This is a genomic window from Acinetobacter sp. S40 (assembly GCF_016624705.1).
Taxonomy (GTDB): domain Bacteria; phylum Pseudomonadota; class Gammaproteobacteria; order Pseudomonadales; family Moraxellaceae; genus Acinetobacter.
Window position 1 is genome coordinate 403089 of the sequence record NZ_JACVTU010000001.1, and the last position, 13714, is coordinate 416802.

The window sequence follows — 13714 nt, forward strand, 5'->3', positions numbered from 1 at the left end:
GAGTGTTCTTTAATGTCTAGACACAAACAGACAATCGTGTCTTAAATAGTTTGTGGCTAGTATAGTTTCAAACCCTGATCTAGCCAATTGGCTGAGTCGTTATATTTTCTCGTCAGCAAGGGCATAAACCATGGTAAATCAAAATCATTCATCTCAAGAGACGAAGCAGACAACATCGTTAGATGATAAAAACTTAATGAGTATCGCACAATATCTAAAACATGCACAGCAAAGTCACAAAAGGTCAATTCCCCCTCTTGACCAATGGCACCCAAAGCATTGCGGCAAAATGGATCTGCTGGTAAAAGCCAATGGAGAATGGTGGCACGAAGGTCAATTGATCAGACGACAGGCACTTTTAGACCTATTTTCTAAAGTGCTTTGGAAAGAAGAGGGAAAGTTTTATTTAAAAACACCTGTTGAGCAGATTGAAATTGAAGTCGAAGACGAACCTTTACTGGTCAGTCAGGTTGAACAAATTGAGATTGAGTCTAAATCTTTTATCCAATTAACCACAACCAATCAGGATGTAGTGATTGTCGATGAATCCCATCCAATTTTTATGCGTGGTTATCCAAATGAAGCAGGAGAGAGCGAATTACGTCCTTATGTTCATGTGCGTTTTGGTATTAATGCCTTGATCCAGCGTGCGGCTTTTTATCACTTAATTGAATTGGGTAATTTGACTGAAAATTCAGATGGCGACACTATTTTAACGTTAAAAAGTGGTGATTTGCTCTTGCATTTAAGCAGTTGAGGTTTAAGCTTAATCTTGAATCTGAGACGATGGATTTACTCGCAGAAATGACCGCCATACAACCTATTTATTCTGAACTTGATCCAAGACCTAAAGCATCTAAAGATGCGCCGATTGGTATTTTTGATTCAGGAGTCGGCGGCTTAACTATTGCGCAGGAAATCGTCCAGCATTTACCCAATGAACAAATTATTTATTTTGCTGATACTGCGCATGTGCCTTATGGTTCGCGTTCAGATCAGGAGATCCGACAGTTAACTGCACAAGCGATTGAATGGTTATATCGTCGTGGGTGTAAAATGGCAGTCGTAGCGTGTAATACAGCCTCTGCGTTTAGTCTGGATTATTTGCGTGAACATTATGGAGAGTCTTTTCCGATAGTGGGCTTAGTGCCTGCATTGAAACCTGCCGTATTGCAGAGTCAGTCTAAAGTGGTTGCGGTACTCGCCACCCCTGCAACATTTCGCGGACAACTGATTAAAGATGTAATCCAGAACTTTGCTCATCCAGCAGGTGTAAAAGTATTACCTGTGACCTCTTTGCAACTCGTTCCATTCATTGAGGCAGGACAACAGTTGAGTCCAGCTTGCTTAAATGTTTTACATCAATGTCTGCAACCTGTGATTGATCAACATGCTGATTTTTTAGTATTAGGTTGTACCCATTATCCATTTTTAAAAGAAGCGATCACCCGCCTTTTTGGGGAAAAACTGACATTAATTGACTCTGGATTGGCTGTGGCGCGCCAAACTGCCCGTATTTTGATTAAAAATGAGTTATTATTTGACGAAATTCGTCAGAATCATTTGCAAATTGAATGTTTTGTCAGCGGAAATAATGCAGATGAGCTAAAGTTTGTGTTAAAACATATGATTACTGAGCATATTATTTGGCGTATTCAAAATATCGACCGCTAAATGTATGTGAGTCTGATGTAAATGCTTGTGTTTTAAATTTAATTTGGGGATGTGTATATTCATTGCATCGCAGGGAACGTGATGAGGAATATAATGTTTTAGGGGATAACCATGCTGGATAAGCGTTATCAGGTCTTTATTTCAACTTCTGGTGCAGATATGCAACCAGAACGTATGGTGTTAGCACAAACACTGATTGGAATGGGATTTTTTTCATGGGGGCTAGAGCAGCGCACGCCACTGAGCACGGCTATTGCACGTCGTCAGATTGACGATTGTGATTATGTGGTCTTGCTATTGGGCAGTCAGTATGGGGAACAATCTGTTTCAGGTGTAAGTTATATGCACCTCGAATATATTTATGCAGTAACTAAGCAAAAACCGATTATTGTATTTATGCATGAGGCTCCTGAAAGCCGGGATGCTGCATTACAAGATACTAAATCTGAATTAAAAGAAAAATTTAGTGAGTTTCGTAAACAACTTCAACAGGAAGTTGATCAGGTTTTTTGTTATCGCAGCTTACGGGATTTGGAGTTGGCTGTACGCTTTAATATGTCGCAAATGCTTGAGCGTTATCCTGTATCGGGTTGGGTGAGACCACAAAACACACAGGTTTTGCAAGATGAAATTGATAGCCTGCGAGCCAAAGTCACCCGTTTGGAAACTGAGCTGGGTAAGCGAGAAAATGACCCACTTGTTGTCATGCCAAAAGTTTATACCAACGAAATCTATTCTTTTGAATATCGAGTTCATGCTTATCAGGATGGTAATTTTCAGGAACTTAAACCTGAACGTAAGTTGAGCTGGTTGCAAATATTATCCATATTAAGTGTGGTTTTTAAAATCCCAACGCCAGAGGAATATTTTTCCAAACGAATTAATGATTATCTCAACGAAACAGGGCTAGAAGATGCGCGATTGGTGTTGCCTCGTGCCCATGCGGTAGCACGATCACAAATCAATATTCGCGCTTTGCATCATATTAAAATGCAGATGCGTCAAAATGACTGGATTGTTCCCACAGGTCGAGACGAAAGACAACGGTTATTATGGCAAATGACTCCAAAAGCTTTAAAATTACTAGAGAGTTATGCGACTGAAAACAATCGTGCTTCTCAGGTAAAAACAAACTGAACATTCATTTATCCATACGCGTAAAACTGTTAAAGTAAGACATTCGAGATATTTTCTTCATGATGGAAACATAAATGTCTGTTGCTGCATCCAAGCCAAAAGTGACCGTTATTTTAGCCAATTTGGGAACACCTGATGCAGCCACTATTCCCGCCGTACGAGAGTTTTTAAAGCAATTCTTGTCCGATCAGCGTGTGATCGAAATTCCTAAACTGTTGTGGCAGATTATTTTGCGCTGTTTTGTTTTACCTTTTCGCCCTAGGCGTGTGGCACATGCGTATGCGAGTGTATGGCGTGCCGACTCTCCGATGCGGGAAATCCTATTCGCACAAACAGCAGCTTTAAAGCATGAATTGATAGAAAGATATCCTCAATTTGATGTGAGTGTGGTTCCAGCGATGACTTATGGCCAACCTGGCATTACGTCTTTATTGCAAAAACTCGCACAAACCCCTCAGGATCATATTATTTTACTGCCATTATTCCCGCAATATTCTGCTACCTCCACAGCCCCTCTTTATGATGCTTTTGCCAGATGGATTCCTGAGCAACGTAACCTACCTGGCTTAACGATTGTTAAAGAATACTATCGTCATCCTTTATTTATTCAGGCTTTGGTGCAGAGTATTCAGGATTTTCAAGCTCAACATGGAGTACCTGAAAAACTGCTGATGTCCTTTCATGGCATTCCCCAGCCTTATGCAGATAAAGGGGATCCTTATGCTGATCAATGTCGGGAAACCGCTCGCTTGGTTGCTCAAGCGATGGGACTAGCGCCCGATCAGTGGGCAATTAGTTTTCAGTCACGTTTTGGCAAGCAGGAGTGGGTTAAGCCTTATACTGATGAATTGCTTTCACAATGGGCAGAGCAAGGCGTAAAATCTGTACAGATTCTGAGTCCAGCCTTTTCCGCAGATTGTCTGGAAACCTTAGAAGAGCTTGCCATTCAAAATGCCGAATTGTTCTTAAAAGCTGGTGGAGAGTCTTACCAATATATTCCTGCGTTGAATGATTCAAATGCACATTTACAGTTGCTTCGCCAATTACTCCAAGCACATTTGAATGCGCTTGAAATTACCTTAGCCCATTAAGCCATTTTTCTGCCAGAGGTTGTTTATGCTGCAAGTTAAAATCGTTCCTGTGACTGCTTTTGCTCAAAACTGTTCTATTCTTTGGGACAGTGAAACTAAAGAAGCAGTTTTGATTGATGCAGGCGGCGATGCAGATAAGCTCAAACAAGAAGTGGATGCTTTAGGGCTGCAAGTTAAAGCTCTTTGGTTGACACACGGACATCTGGATCATGCCGGTGCGGTGGGTGAGTTATCCAGAATCTGGGATATTCCAGTGATTGGGCCACATCAGGAGGATAAATTCTGGTTAGACATGATTCAGGAGGTTTCCGCACGTTACGGTTTTCCTATTCCAGAACCTGTACATGTTAATCAATGGCTGGAAGGTGGCGAAGTTTTGGCATTAGGTACGCACCAGTTTGAAGTACGTTTTGCACCTGGACATACACCAGGTCACGTGATGTTTTATAATCCCCAACATGCTTTGTTATGGACAGGGGACGTGTTGTTTAAAGGTTCGATTGGTCGTACTGATTTTCCGAAAGGAAATCACCAGCAATTATTAGATTCGATCCAGCGTGAATGTTTTAGCTTACCTGATGATACCCAGTTCATTTCAGGGCATGGGCCTATGAGCAGCATCGGTTATGAAAAACAGTTTAATCCTTTTGTTGCGGGTAAGGCGGGTTAGAGGATACTAAATAAATAGGACAATGACTGAACTTGCAATCATTGTCCTATGGGTCAGGAATGAAATAAACTATGAAATCGTTGTTTGGCTTCCCATGCGACTAAACCACTTGCAGCAGCAAACAGTAAAGCAATCACAAATAAAACGCCGTCCGAAGCGATAAGGCCTAAAACAAGGAAGATCAAACAGCAAATAGCAAAAGCGCCAAAAAGTATTCTCAATAAAATCATCCAAATTCTCCTATAAAGAGAAGATTTGTATTATTGACAAGTATTTTAGGCGCTGTATGTTTAATTTTGTTTACAAATCACACGATTTTAGAAGAATTTTGCAACTAAATATAATAGATAGTGATTGAAATTTAACTTAGTCATCGTAATCATCAGGACGGCCATTTCCTGAGCTAGGCGCATCTTGAGTTTGTAATTTATAGTCTTCGTTTGCCCAAGCACCTAGATCAATCAGTTTGCAACGCTCTGAACAAAAGGGACGAAACTCATTATCTTCCCATACAGATGGTTCGCCGCAACGTGGACAGGGAAATGTGCGTGGCATAGTAAAATCCTCAAATTCGTTATCAAGATATTAGGCAAAGCTTAAATCACTTGTTAGACTTAGCCTGATTTCAATACCTAGTTTGAATAGTTTGCTGTGATTATTTCGATTCGTCAATTTCAAGCCCAGCGTATGCAGGCACCTCGTGACTTTAATCCAATTGAAAATACACCGATTTGTGTAGAAATTGGGGCGGGTAAGGGTAAACATGCATTGCTATTTAGTGAACAACATCCAGAACAAACATTATTTGCAATCGAGCGAACCAAAGAAAAATTTTTGGCGATGCAGAAACAACAAGAATTGGAACGACGAGATAATTTATGTCCGATTCATGCAGATGCTTTACCGTGGATGGTACATGCGCTTTATCCGCAGCAAGTACAACAGTTTTTTATTCTTTACCCTAATCCTGAGCCGCATAACCCTGCCCAGCGCTGGTTAAATATGCCTTTTTTTGAGTTTTTACTGTCACGTTTAACGCCACGAGGTACGATTACTTTAGCCAGTAATATTCCAGATTATATTGATGAAGCAGAACAACAAGTGCAGCAACTTTGGCACTTGCCTTATGTAAAACAACAAATTGAATCTAATTCGGCACGGACACATTTTGAGATCAAATATCTTGAACGTGGTGAGTTATGCCAACAAGTATTGATAACCAAACCTGTCGACTATTGCACCCGTTTTGATGGATTTATGCCATTACTAGGACACAATCATGCCGAATAAGCAGATCGTAATTGTTGGAGCAGGTCCCGCAGGTCTGGCATGTGCCGAGATTTTATCCGAACTGGGTGATTACGACATTACTGTTTACGAACAAAAACCATCAGCGGCGCGTAAGTTTTTAATGGCAGGCAAAACCGGTCTAAATATTAGTCATGTTGAAGATTTAGACATTTTTATTTCGCGTTACGACCATGCTGAATGGTTACGCCCGATGATTGAACTTTGCAATGCTGAGACGATTCAGGCATGGATGAAAGGTTTGGGGATTGAATCCTATATAGGTAGTTCAGGGCGGATTTTTCCCAATGAAATGAAAGCTGCGCCATTGTTACGCGCATGGCTCAAACGTTTACAGCAACGTGGCGTTAAGTTTTTCTATCGCCATCAAGTAATGAGGATGAACTCACTTGAATTAACCGTATTAGACCTATCACATCAGCAGCAACATACATTAAAAGCTGATGCGATCATACTGGCTTGTGGTGCTGTTTCATGGCCGCAATTGGGCAGTGATGGTCAATGGCAACACTGGCTTGATCCTTGTGTTATTCAACCATTTAGCGCAAGTAATGTCGGTGTTCTGGTTAAGTGGTCAAGGTATTTGCAGCCAATTTTTGGACAGCCCTTGAAGCGTATCAAGGCATGGGCTGAGGGGCAAACCCCGCAGTATGGTGAAATGGTCATCAGCCATTATGGACTTGAAGGCGGTTTGGTTTATCGGTGTAATCGTGATTTGCGTGAAACCATGAAAACTCAGAAATCAACGATTTTATATCTGGATTTACTTCCTGATTGGGATCAAACCCAGATTCTACACAAATTACAACAAGGCAAAAAACAGTCTTTAAATACGTTATGGCAAAAGATCGGTTTGGATAAAACCAAAATTGCCTTAATCCGTGATGTAGTAAGCAAAGCAGACTGGAATGATGCGCTAAAAATGGCTCAACATATCAAACAACTTGTTATTCAGATACACGGCTTGCGTCCTGTTGAAGAAGCAATTAGCTGTGTAGGAGGAGTTCGGTTAGAGGCACTTGATAAAGATCTGATGCTAAAAAACAGTCCTCATATTTTTGCTTGTGGTGAAATGCTGGATTGGGATGCGCCGACAGGGGGATATTTGTTGACGGCCTGCTTAGCGACAGGCCGATGGGCAGGCGCGGGTGTACATCAAAGACTTAATGCACCTGAAAAAAGTTGAGCATGTTTTTTAGGGCATCTGGTGCATGCATGCGTTCACCATTTTCCAAAGAATACTTTGCCATTTCTGCTGCTCGCATACGCATTTCGTCTTCATAGGCAGCAATCGCCACTTGCAGCGAAGAGAATTGCCCCGAACATAAATACTCACTCAGGTTTAAAGCATCTAGCATCGCAACATTTACGCCTTCGCCCGCAAAAGGTGGCATCACATGTGCGGCATCGCCAATGAGTGTTAAATTTGATTTCGTCTGCCAAGTCTGGTCCAGAGGCATACAATAAATAGGACGAGGAATCAGGGGAAGGGAAGTATGTTCAAACAGCTCAGACCAGATCGGATCCCATTCTAGATAAAAATGATTGAACCATTGTTTGATTTGGATTTGATCTGAATACATTGCTTGATGAACGTTTGTCCATGTTTGATCCGCTTTAAAGCTGGCATAAAAGCCAATCTCATGATGGGCTTTTTGTCCCATTAATAGATTTTTCTGATTGCCAAAAGCCATGATTTTGCCGCCATTTAGCAATTGATTTATTTGTGGTGCAGTTTGCTCAGCATTGGCAATATAGCCTTCTAGCATCGTGATACCCGTATAAAAAGCCTGAATATCTGTAAGGTAAGGGCGAACTTTAGAGTTTGCACCATCAGCAGCAATGACTAGATCTGCATAAACAGGACGTTTATTGTTAAAGTTTAATAACCAGCCTTCTGCTTGTGTTTGCATGGAAATGAATTGATGATCCCATTGCACTGTGTTGGGTAATAAAGACTCGAGTAAGATTTTTCTTAAAGCTCCACGGTCGATTTCAGGTCGAAAATCAGGATCGCCAAACTTTGGCTGATGTTGATCATCATGGTCGCTTAGAAAAACGTTGGCCTGTTCATTCATGATCTTTTTACGATCTGCCTGAGGCATAAAATGTTGTTTAAATTGGTCGAGTAACCCTGATTTTTGCAGTGCTTTTAATCCTGAGTCTTGATGTAAATCCAGAGGAGAACCCTGTACACGGGCATGCTGATTTAAATCCCGTTCAAATACTGTCACGTGCATATTTTGAAGTTGTAATAAACGTGCAAGCGTCAATCCCGCCGGTCCACCGCCAATAATGGCTATTTTTTTGTTTTTTAAAAGCATATTTTTCTCTGATAAATATTTAAATATAGAGAAATTTTACTCGGAGGGTAACACTAAGAATTGTACAAATCGGTCATTTTGATTGAGTTTAAGTTGTTTGGGGGATACGCCTGAAAATTTCTTAATATGTTTTATGAAATGCGATTGATCAGCAAAATGCTGTTCAGGAAATAATCGTCCATTTCGGATGGATTCAAAAGACGCCTTAAAGCGCAGAATATCACAATAAGTTTTTAAAGAAATTCCAAACTTTTCAGTAAAATAGCGATGAATCTGGCGACGACTCCAGTGAACCTGCTCTGAAAGTTCGGCCACGCTCAAACCACCACGAGATTGATAAAGTAACTGAAATAATTTCTGTTTTCTCGAATCAATATGTTGAGGTAAAAGAGAGCTTATTTTTTTCGATGCTTTTTTACAAAATAGATCGAAGTCCAACAAATCTAGGGGTTCAAAATCCCAGAATTGGGCAGGCAGATATTCTGCATAATTGAGCAAATTAGAAATGGATTTTCCTAAGAGATATTCCACAGCCAATAGCTTAAAACTGATAGAAAAGATTAAAGCATTACCTTGTAAGATAACGGCTTGAGGTTTGGTTTCTAATCCTGAACAGACAATTTGAAAGGACTGCGTAGACGATTGAGATAAAGTTAAATCCATGCGACCATCTGGTAAGACAATGATTTCTTTAGCTTCATCAGAGCAATTATGCAACATCCAAAAACTTTCTACATAATGTGATAAAGCGGGGTCGGCTTCGATGAGTTTAAATTTCAGATCATTATTCATATTGTGATTTGTAGTTGATTCATCTATAGGATAAGGTGGGATAGGATCAGATTTTATTGAAAGATTTTTTCTTAGGTGATGACTGATTATATGATAGCTGAAATCGAAATTTGATGGCCAGTATGATCCATCATTTTCAATGAATTGAGTATACATATAGAACTGCAAGGATATTAAGGATGTCGCAAGCTACAATTTTGTCTGGAAGCTGTTTATGCCAAGGTATTCGTTATGAAATCTCGGGGCAAGGACTTGGTGATATTATTCAGTGTCATTGCCAGCGTTGTCGCAAAGCCAACGGTACAGCTTATGCTACGAACACGCCTGTGCATGTGAATGATTTTAAGATTGTGCAAGGTGAACATCTCCTCAAGAAATATCAGTCTACCCCGACCACAGAACGCTGTTTTTGTAGTGAATGTGGCTCACCGATCATGAGCATTAAACTGGATACGCCAGAATTTTATCGTTTGCGTATCGGTACTTTAGACAGCAAAATCGAGCAGAAACCGAGCATGCATATTTTTGCTGCACATAAAGCAGAGTGGGATACGATTTGTGATGATTTGCCGCAGTATGCGGAGCGACCTTAGCAGAGGCGCTAAAATTTATTGATTAACTCCCTCATAAAAATGTAAATACTGAATCCTATAAATTATTCATAGTCCATGATTCTTCAGGGTTTATTTCAAGATCATCTATCTAGTACATGCCTGCTTAATCCGTTCTCAATATAAACGAAATTCAAAAGATGAATTTGGCTCATCTTTTGTTGAAACAAAATCGTTTTTATTCATGTAGCAATTTAGGTATAAATTGCAGCATAGAGATAGGGTAGCAGATCAAAATGAGCCAAGACTTTACATTTGCGCTTAAGCGCATTCGTTTCGATGAAAATTATCATCCTTCAGACAATACACGTATCACCACCAACTTTGCGAATTTGGCCAGAGGGGCAAGTCGCCAAGAGAATTTGCGTAATACTTTAAGAATGATTGACAATCGTTTCAATGCATTGGCACATTGGGATAATCCAAAGGCGGATCGTTATTCTGTTGAACTCGACATTATTTCGGTTGATATTGACGTTGAAGGTAATGGTGAAACTTTCCCGACGATTGAAATCTTAAAAACCAATATTATTGATCACAAAACTCAGCAACGTATTGAAGGTATTGTTGGAAATAATTTTTCCTCCTATGTACGCGATTATGATTTTAGTGTGTTACTGCTTGAACATAATAAAGATCAAGCCAAATTTAGTACGCCAGAAAACTATGGTGAGTTACATGGGAAAATTTTTAAATCTTTTGTAGATTCAAATACCTTTAAAGAAAACTTTAGTAAGCAACCTGTTATTTGTCTTAGTGTTTCAACGACTAAAACTTATCATCGGACAACGAATGAACATCCAGTCCTGGGTGTTGAATATCAGCAAGATGCATATTCTTTAACTGATGAGTATTTCGCAAAAATGGGTTTACAGGTACGTTACTTCATGCCAGCAAATAGCGTCGCACCTTTGGCATTTTATTTTCGTGGTGATTTACTGAACGACTACACTGACCTTGAGTTGATCGGCACGATTAGTACCATGGAAACGTTCCAAAAGATTTATCGTCCTGAGATTTACAATGCCAACTCTGCGGCTGGAGAAGTGTATCAGCCAAGTCTTAAGCATCAAGATTATTCATTAACCCGAATTGTTTATGATCGTGAAGAACGCGGTCAGTTAGCAGTTAAACAAGGTAAATGGACAGAAGAGAACTTTATCAAGCCTTACCAAGCGATTTTGGATCAATGGGCTGCCAATTACGCTGACAAACACTACGCTGCTGTGTAACCTCAAGATAGAAGATTATTAATTATGAAACGATTATTACCGACGTCAACTGCTGGCAGTTTACCAAAACCCTCTTGGATTGCAGAACCTGAAAAACTCTGGTCACCGTGGAAATTGCAAGGTGATGAATTAGTACAAGGCAAACGGGATGCTTTACTTGTGTCACTGCAAGAACAACTTCATGCGGGGATTGATATTGTTAGTGATGGTGAACAAACGCGCCAACATTTTGTTACCACATTCATTGAGCATCTGGATGGCGTTGACTTTGAAAAACGTGAAACGGTTCGGATTCGTAACCGTTATGATGCAAGTGTTCCTACAGTAGTGGGTGCAGTATCTCGCCAAAAGCCAGTTTTTGTGGAAGATGCCAAATTTTTACGCCAGCAAACCCAGCAACCGATTAAATGGGCGCTGCCTGGTCCAATGACCATGATCGATACATTGTATGATGCTCATTATAAAAGTCGTGAAAAATTAGCTTGGGAATTTGCTAAAATTCTAAATCAGGAAGCCAGAGAATTAGAGGCTGCGGGGATCGATATTATCCAATTTGATGAACCTGCATTTAACGTATTTTTTGACGAAGTAAATGATTGGGGCGTTGCAACCTTAGAGCGAGCGCTTGAAGGTCTTAAATGTGAAACAGCCGTACATATTTGCTATGGTTATGGAATCAAAGCCAATACAGACTGGAAAAAGACTTTAGGGTCAGAATGGCGCCAATACGAAGAAGCTTTTCCAAAATTACAACAATCTAAAATCGACATTATTTCACTGGAATGCCACAACTCCCGTGTGCCAATGGATTTGATTGAACTAATTCGTGGTAAAAAAGTGATGGTAGGTGCCATTGACGTCGCAACCAATACGATTGAAAGTCCTGAAGAAGTGGCAGATACATTACGTAAAGCGCTACAGTTTGTTGATGCAGATAAGCTTTATCCATCAACCAATTGTGGTATGACACCTTTATCTCGCGAAGTGGCGAGAGGAAAATTGCAAGCGCTTAGTGCAGGTGCAGAAATCATCCGAAAAGAACTCTCAAACGGGTAATCAAGGGTATAGTCAGATGTAACGGGTGGGTGGTTTGATCTCAAGATCAAACTACGAACCTTGGTGAGGAATAAAATGATGATTGAAGCAGCAGACTTTAGAAATGCAATGTCTTTGTTAACAAGTGCTGTCAGTGTCGTGACTACAGCAGGCTTGTCGGGTCGCTATGGTTTCACTGCCTCTGCTGTATGTAGTGTAACGGATACCCCTCCGACATTATTAGTCTGTATGAATAAAGCCTCTAGTTCTCACTTACATTTTTTAGAAAATAAAATCTTAACTGTAAACGTGTTAGGTGCCCATCATCAGGAAATTTCTAAAGCATTTTCGTCAAAATTAACTCCAGAGCAAAGATTCGAGTATGGATTTTGGACAGAACTTGAAACAGGCGCGCCTGTTTTAGAAGATGCTTTAGTGAATTTCGATTGTGAAGTGGATCAAATTCAGGAAGTTGGAACGCATACGATTTTTATGTGCCGAATTGTGGCGATTCAGCAAAGCCAGCATGACCAAAGTTTGGTGTATTTTAATCGTGGCTACCATCATGTGGGACGTCGTGTGGATCAGACTGAAAGCGCATAAGCTTGGATTTTCCAAATTATTCTGCGAACTTGTATGCTATTTTATCTCGCATCGATATGAATAAACTTCTAAAATTTCTTCAGTTATCGCTGTGTAAGTCATGGCTTACATCGATTCAGGAAAATTGCCAATAGCCGGCTCAGTACTAATTTCCTATGATGAACCCATACAGAACAGGATGTTCGAAGACATAAAACAACCATAATAAGTTAATCATCAGGATCGTGAGGGATGACAGGAGTTGACCCTAAGACGTAAATACGAAAAACCCGGACAGGATGTCTGGGTTTTTTTATTTTGGTCTTATCTTATTTGGCAGTGAGTGCCTGACCTTCAAAGGTTATACCTTCCCAACCATGTTGCATGAACTGACGAATATTTTGATGGTCGGTACCTTCTGGTGTCGCAAGAACTGCTGCATAGTGTTCTGCAAATAAACTTAAGGTTTGTGCTTGATCCAAACCTTCAACTTTAGCAAAAGAAAATACTTTGGCACTGCCTTGATTTTCAGTTGCGGCATTTTGTTGCTGACCATTTTTAAACGCTGTTGGGGTATGTTCAAAACGTGACTCAATATGCGCCAAAACATCCGCAAACTTGGCTTCGCCGTTTTGAAGCTGTTTCAATAGTTCCTGTATCATGATTTTCCGTGATTCAATAACATGTCAAAAGTAGGCTCAAGCATAGCATTGAATCCACAGATGTCAGTAGGGCATCGAGAAAATAAGACTGGAAAAAAGAATCAGTTTGAATAAATGGTAGTGCAAAATTGTGGATAACTTTGTGTTTATACACAAGGCCGAAATTCTGGCCAAAAAAAGAAGCCTAAGTGGAGGAGATAGTTGCTTAGGCTTCGAATAAAGTCAGTATAAAATGAAAAACTTAAAGCAAGATTAACGTTTAAAGCGAGAAAAACGTTTATTAAAGCTTGCTACACGCCCTTCATTACTGGCTTGACGTACTTCGCCTGTATAAAACGGATGCGACGCACTAGAAATATCCAAAGTTACATAAGGATAAGTCTTACCTTCATATTCACGTGTTTGCTTCGTTTGTATAGTACTACCAATGACAAAATAAGCATCTGCATTGGTGTCATGAAACAGCACTTCTTTATATTCAGGATGTATACCGTTACGCATAGGGAAACCCTCCAATTGAGTTATTATGATATGTTATAATATTTCATAAAATAAGTCAAATGTAGTAAATATTCAAATTAATTAAAAGCCTAATG

17 protein-coding genes are annotated in these 13714 nt (G+C 40.0%); 11 read left to right on the forward strand and 6 right to left on the reverse strand.

Annotation, left to right across the window (positions count from 1 at the left end):
• The first annotated feature begins 130 nt into the window (after positions 1 to 130).
• From IAE19_RS01795 to IAE19_RS01815, 5 genes are all read left to right on the forward strand, one after another.
• Positions 131 to 757: a DUF1285 domain-containing protein gene (locus IAE19_RS01795; RefSeq protein WP_200459223.1), complete on the forward strand. Its 627-nt coding sequence runs from the start codon at positions 131 to 133 to the stop codon at positions 755 to 757.
• 47 nt (positions 758 to 804) lie between these two features.
• The gene (gene murI / locus IAE19_RS01800; RefSeq protein WP_200459372.1) at positions 805 to 1674 is read left to right on the forward strand and encodes a glutamate racemase; all 870 of its coding nucleotides are present in this window, start codon (positions 805 to 807) and stop codon (positions 1672 to 1674) included.
• Positions 1675 to 1785: 111 nt separating this feature from the next.
• Positions 1786 to 2811 carry a DUF4062 domain-containing protein gene (locus IAE19_RS01805; protein WP_200459224.1) on the forward strand — a complete coding sequence of 342 codons (1026 nt, stop codon included), beginning with the start codon at positions 1786 to 1788 and terminating at the stop codon, positions 2809 to 2811.
• Positions 2812 to 2885: 74 nt separating this feature from the next.
• Positions 2886 to 3902, forward strand: coding sequence for a ferrochelatase (hemH, locus tag IAE19_RS01810; protein ID WP_200459225.1), 1017 nt, complete (start codon positions 2886 to 2888; stop codon positions 3900 to 3902).
• A gap of 25 nt (positions 3903 to 3927) precedes the next feature.
• A complete protein-coding gene (locus IAE19_RS01815; RefSeq protein WP_200459226.1) occupies positions 3928 to 4572 on the forward strand; it encodes an MBL fold metallo-hydrolase in 645 nt (214 codons plus the stop codon).
• A 53-nt stretch (positions 4573 to 4625) separates the two neighbouring features.
• Here IAE19_RS01815 and IAE19_RS01820 read toward each other — a convergent pair whose 3' ends face one another.
• A complete protein-coding gene (locus IAE19_RS01820) occupies positions 4626 to 4802 on the reverse strand; it encodes a hypothetical protein (RefSeq protein WP_200459227.1) in 177 nt (58 codons plus the stop codon).
• 136 nt (positions 4803 to 4938) lie between these two features.
• Positions 4939 to 5127 carry a DNA gyrase inhibitor YacG gene (locus tag IAE19_RS01825; RefSeq protein WP_200459228.1) on the reverse strand — a complete coding sequence of 63 codons (189 nt, stop codon included), beginning with the start codon at positions 5125 to 5127 and terminating at the stop codon, positions 4939 to 4941.
• 96 nt (positions 5128 to 5223) lie between these two features.
• Between IAE19_RS01825 and IAE19_RS01830 the strand changes: the two genes are divergently transcribed.
• On the forward strand, positions 5224 to 5862 hold the full coding sequence (locus tag IAE19_RS01830; RefSeq protein WP_200459229.1) for an SAM-dependent methyltransferase: 639 nt from the start codon (positions 5224 to 5226) through the stop codon (positions 5860 to 5862).
• A complete protein-coding gene (locus tag IAE19_RS01835; protein WP_200459230.1) occupies positions 5852 to 7066 on the forward strand; it encodes a TIGR03862 family flavoprotein in 1215 nt (404 codons plus the stop codon). Before IAE19_RS01830 ends, IAE19_RS01835 begins: the two co-directional genes overlap by 11 nt.
• Here IAE19_RS01835 and IAE19_RS01840 read toward each other — a convergent pair.
• Positions 7044 to 8204, reverse strand: a complete 1161-nt coding sequence (locus IAE19_RS01840) for an FAD-dependent oxidoreductase (protein WP_200459231.1) — start codon at positions 8202 to 8204, stop codon at positions 7044 to 7046. The two genes, IAE19_RS01835 and IAE19_RS01840, sit on opposite strands and share 23 nt — an antisense overlap.
• A 36-nt stretch (positions 8205 to 8240) precedes the next feature.
• The gene (locus IAE19_RS01845) at positions 8241 to 8996 is read right to left on the reverse strand and encodes a helix-turn-helix domain-containing protein (protein ID WP_200459232.1); all 756 of its coding nucleotides are present in this window, start codon (positions 8994 to 8996) and stop codon (positions 8241 to 8243) included.
• Between the two features lie 179 nt (positions 8997 to 9175).
• On the opposite strand from IAE19_RS01845, the gene IAE19_RS01850 reads away from it, so the two are divergent.
• From IAE19_RS01850 to IAE19_RS01865, 4 genes are all read left to right on the forward strand, one after another.
• The gene (locus IAE19_RS01850; RefSeq protein ID WP_200459233.1) at positions 9176 to 9589 is read left to right on the forward strand and encodes a GFA family protein; all 414 of its coding nucleotides are present in this window, start codon (positions 9176 to 9178) and stop codon (positions 9587 to 9589) included.
• A 254-nt stretch (positions 9590 to 9843) separates the two neighbouring features.
• Entirely contained in the window at positions 9844 to 10839 is a 996-nt protein-coding gene (locus tag IAE19_RS01855; RefSeq protein WP_200459234.1) for a DUF1852 domain-containing protein, read from the forward strand.
• A gap of 24 nt (positions 10840 to 10863) precedes the next feature.
• Positions 10864 to 11895, forward strand: coding sequence for a methionine synthase (locus IAE19_RS01860; protein WP_200459235.1), 1032 nt, complete (start codon positions 10864 to 10866; stop codon positions 11893 to 11895).
• Between the two features lie 78 nt (positions 11896 to 11973).
• Entirely contained in the window at positions 11974 to 12477 is a 504-nt protein-coding gene (locus tag IAE19_RS01865; RefSeq protein WP_200459373.1) for a flavin reductase, read from the forward strand.
• Between the two features lie 308 nt (positions 12478 to 12785).
• On the opposite strand, the gene IAE19_RS01870 is transcribed toward IAE19_RS01865, so the two are convergent.
• Both IAE19_RS01870 and IAE19_RS01875 read right to left on the reverse strand, forming a co-directional pair.
• On the reverse strand, positions 12786 to 13118 hold the full coding sequence (locus tag IAE19_RS01870) for a HopJ type III effector protein (protein WP_200459236.1): 333 nt from the start codon (positions 13116 to 13118) through the stop codon (positions 12786 to 12788).
• A 252-nt stretch (positions 13119 to 13370) separates the two neighbouring features.
• The gene (locus IAE19_RS01875; RefSeq protein WP_120369789.1) at positions 13371 to 13619 is read right to left on the reverse strand and encodes a type B 50S ribosomal protein L31; all 249 of its coding nucleotides are present in this window, start codon (positions 13617 to 13619) and stop codon (positions 13371 to 13373) included.
• Positions 13620 to 13714 lie beyond the last annotated feature (95 nt).